3 protein-coding genes and 2 pseudogenes are annotated in these 4,014 nt (G+C 36.2%); 1 reads left to right on the forward strand and 4 read right to left on the reverse strand.

Annotated elements, in window-relative coordinates; translation table 11 throughout:
* A pseudogene (locus LDB17_RS02985) lies at positions 1–251 on the forward strand (SAM-dependent methyltransferase); the annotation flags it as partial.
* On the opposite strand, the gene LDB17_RS02990 reads toward LDB17_RS02985, so the two are convergent.
* The 4 genes and pseudogenes from LDB17_RS02990 to LDB17_RS03005 form a co-directional block, all read right to left on the reverse strand.
* A complete protein-coding gene (locus tag LDB17_RS02990; protein ID WP_393924881.1) occupies positions 237–419 on the reverse strand; it encodes a hypothetical protein in 183 nt (60 codons plus the stop codon). The pseudogene LDB17_RS02985 and the gene LDB17_RS02990 sit on opposite strands and share 15 nt — an antisense overlap.
* A 55-nt stretch (positions 420–474) precedes the next feature.
* Positions 475–1,977 (reverse strand): PepSY domain-containing protein, encoded by a 1,503-nt coding sequence (locus tag LDB17_RS02995; RefSeq protein WP_252637381.1) that lies wholly within the window; start codon positions 1,975–1,977, stop codon positions 475–477.
* 2 nt (positions 1,978–1,979) lie between these two features.
* Entirely contained in the window at positions 1,980–3,926 is a 1,947-nt protein-coding gene (locus LDB17_RS03000) for a TonB-dependent receptor (RefSeq protein WP_393924882.1), read from the reverse strand.
* Positions 3,927–4,001: pseudogene (locus LDB17_RS03005) on the reverse strand (hypothetical protein); the annotation flags it as partial.
* Positions 4,002–4,014: the final 13 nt, after the last annotated feature.

A 4,014-nucleotide genomic window follows, 5' to 3' on the forward strand; every position in this document is an offset into this window, starting at 1 on the left:
AAAAAGAAAAGGAACGGGCTAAAGAAGCTTTCCGATATGCAGAGCAAGGTAAAACGGTCTGTGTAATCAGTTCGGGAGATGCAGGTATTTACGGAATGGCTCCGCTTGTTTATGAGATGAAGATAGAGAAACAAAGCTCGATAGAGATTGAAGTCTTGCCCGGTGTTAGCGCTTTCCAAAAAGCCGCCGCTTTATTAGGAGCTCCTATAGGACATGATTTCTGTATCATTTCACTATCAGACCGTTTTACCTTGCTCTGCATATCGGAAAGCTTCTTTAGCCCGTTCCTTTTCTTTTTTCATACCTGTATCGATACAGAGGCTGTCGGGCTTAATAATATCTTCAATAAACTGAAAATAGTATTTATAACCGACAATCACATGTGATATACGAATGGCATTTAATACAGCCGGAGTTATATCTTCCTTCGACCCCGGACCTATCCCTGCAACTATTATTTTTCCTGTAGACATATTAAAATGATTTTTCTTCTTTTTCTTTGATACAAAGAGATTTCTTCAACTTCCTTACTTTTCTTATAATATATTTTATTCCTAGCCATACCCCCGTAATAGAAACGAATGTACCGCCGATCAATGTTATCCACATTGTAATGTTCCACAGAATAGGATGTTTTGCAAAGAATCCGGTTTTGTAACTATGCAATGCCTGATAAGTCCATTTGTGAACCTTACTGTTGGTATTAAAATATCGGATATTCCCATTTTTAGGATTAATATAATAAGTACTGTGATCAGTATCAGCCACCTCCACTTTGTATACGGGTAATGGCAGATGGTCTGTTAAGCCAACGTAATAGTTATCATATTCGTTCATTAATGACATTTTCATCGGCTCAATGTGCATCTGAACTATATAACCTTTTATATCTACTTCTTTAAGATTTAAAAGTTTAAGACTTTCTTCCGAAGCATCTATTGTTAACAGTTTCTTTCCTACGATAACCTTGTATAATGGTTTTTGTCCGAAATACGCCCATTCTACACTCTTTATCTCTCCCGAATAAGCCTCTACAACTTTTTGAACATTCAGTTTGTAGTCCTGAAGAATAACAGGGTGGGGTAGAAGCATATTTTCCTCAATAGATGGACTGTGTACTTTCGCAATCCAATCAGGAACATCGTTTAAAGACATCATTCCACTAAAAGTAAACGTGAAAACAAATATCCCGAAAACAAAGCCCATAATATGATGCCATTTATATGCAAATTTTCGATATGGGCTTCCCCATTCCTTTTTTTTACGATACTGTATGATGTACGCACGTATACCTATAATGATACCTGCAATGCATATAATACAGCCTATGCCCGATAAACAAGTTATTACATCAGTCCAGAGTTTTGCATTTTGTCTTAATGAAGTAAAGTATATCCAATGGGGAATTGCACCCAGCCATGACCAGAAACGATTGTTTTTATTCGTAAATTGCAATGCGTCTCCTGTTTGCGAAGATATATAAAGTTGATGTTTATCCTGATCTCCAAAATAGAACTTATAAATAGGAAAATCTTTCTTTAGATAGCTAAAAGGAATCCATTGTTCAAGTTCGCGAAGGGTATCTACTTTTACAATATCTGCATTACACCATTTTTTAGCATACTCTTCTATCTGAGGAAAAGATGGGGTTATTTCTATCTTATTCGATACTGCTCCACTATCCGCAGATATTTGGGTAGTGCCTTCTTTTGACATGGTTTCAAAAAAAGGTTTTCCGGCATACGATCTTAGCGAAAGTTTGAAGAATGTTGATCCCTCAGGTAAGCATTTTACAGCTGAATCTGGAGATAGAATATTCGAGGGTAGGATATCCATGTGTGCATATCTATCGATATTAGATACACGAGGAAATGTATGATAAATCATTACAAATCCGGACAGGAACCAAACAACGAACAGAATACTGAGAATAGTCCCCAGTATTCTGTGTGTAGAATATAATATTCTTTTCAACATAATTATCTAAGGCTATATGCCAATGATAGCATAAAATTGCGAGGCATGCCCGGAACACGTTGTGTACCATAAACAGCCTGATTACTATACTTCTTATCAAATACATTATTTACATTTCCCGAAAGTCTTATACCGTTTTTTAAAGGATAAGAAATACCCATATCTGTCAGCCAGTACGATGAGAAAGACATACTTTTAGCATAATTCGTATATACCTTATCCATAAAAGATACGCTCAGGTTGTATGACAAAGCTCTGAAAATTCCTTTCGGAACAACAATACTTCCGTATGCATAAAATGTATTATGAGGAACCAATGTTATATTCTGAGTATCGATGCTTACATACTTGTTGGGTTGTATATCAAGAGTTTTTGTATCTGTATAAGAATATCCCAAATTGAAAGAAGAAAAATGAGTTGGCGTAATAGACATTTCAATATCGAATCCCTTAGATTCTTCACTTCCTACCTGTCCAATGATTGACTTCATTACAGGATTTCCGTTTGTATCAGAGCCCACACTTAACCGTCCAAAGCTTCTTACAATATCATTCTTACGAATGTAGAAAACACTGGCTGATGCCTGTAAAATGCTTTTATAAGTATATCGGGTACCTGCTTCAAACTGATAACCTTTTTCCGGATCGAAAATCCCTTTTCCGCTTTCAATATCTATTTCACTACCATTTTGGTTCAGATAAATTGTATTTGCAGCAGGGAATGTACGAGAAGGACGAAAATATGATGCTGCGGATGTGTAAATAGAAAGCTCTGATATGGGTAGGAATACCATTCCGGCACGGTATGTAAATGCAGAATTGGTCGCAATACTATATTGAGCTTGCTCTGATTTGTGATATTCACGTATGCCATCATAAGTATTTGCCCCTGTACGCATATATTTGTACATATCATATCTTGCAGCCAGCAATAATTTGAATTTTTCGTGAAACTCTATTAAATCCTGAAAATAGATTCCGTGTGTATAATCTTTGGTTATAATTACTTTACTAAACTTTGATTTCATGTATCCCATGCTCTGAGGGTTGTTTACAGCTATAATAGAGTATATTCCAGGGCCATAAATATCATATTCTCTATTGAATTTATCGTTTTCCGGAGCATTATTATATCCTGTATATGAATTGCGAAACATTTGAGAAAATGAATAGCCCCCTATGAAATTGTGTTTGATATTCCCTGTATAAAAATCGCCGGATAATTCTAGTTGATTACCTAAAGTTTTAGCTATATGAGAAAAACGCAAAGGATATGTAAGCTGAACAGAGTCGAGATTTATATACATCTTGTAAGTCCCCTTATCTATATAATGTTTGTATACAGAATTCATACTGTACAAATAGCTGAGCTCTTCTGTTCCCAGATAATTTATGTCATCATACTTGTATGATAAATAATTTGTTAACTTCATAGACTTGCTGAATTTTTTCTCATACTTTCCTGATATATCCCATCCGTTGTTTTTAAGAAAATCAGATTCATTATTATATCTCTTCTTTTCATTTAATCCCGGGATTTCTTGCCCTGCCTTCAAGTAAAGAGTGCCGTCTGTGTTATATACATCGGCCATCATTACAGGAGGAAGTCCTGTTTCAGTACCATACCAGTCTCGATGAAAACTACCCCTTACATCAATTTTACTTGTCGCATCGATATCTGCACCAAGAGCTAAATATCCGGAGAGCCGCTTGTTACCTGTAGCACGCCATCCATCCTGATCGCCATAATTAAAATTTGCACGGTAATTCACCGGACCGGCAAGGTTACCTCCGAAATCCATATTTGCCTGCTTGTTGTTCCAACTGCCATACGACATTTTCATGTTAACTACAGTTTGAGGTGTAGGAGATTTCCTTACAATATTCAATACTCCTCCCAATACAGAATGCCCATACAATACAGAAGCAGGTCCTTTCAAAAGTTCCATAGATTCTACATTGGTAAGATCAGAAAAGGGATACGAATTTATCATAGTACGCTCATCTCTTACTCCGTCAATCATAATGGGCGTATAA

Source organism: Dysgonomonas sp. Shenzhen-Wh21 (assembly GCF_043392705.1).
In the GTDB taxonomy this organism is placed as follows: Bacteria; Bacteroidota; Bacteroidia; order Bacteroidales; family Dysgonomonadaceae; genus Dysgonomonas.

Excerpts from the sequence above, each read along its gene's own strand:
- LDB17_RS02995 (WP_252637381.1), bottom strand. The coding sequence starts at position 1,977 with ATGTTGAAAAGAATATTATATTCTACACACAGAATACTGGGGACTATT.
- LDB17_RS03000 (WP_393924882.1), bottom strand. The coding sequence starts at position 3,926 with ATGGAACTTTTGAAAGGACCTGCTTCTGTATTGTATGGGCATTCTGTA.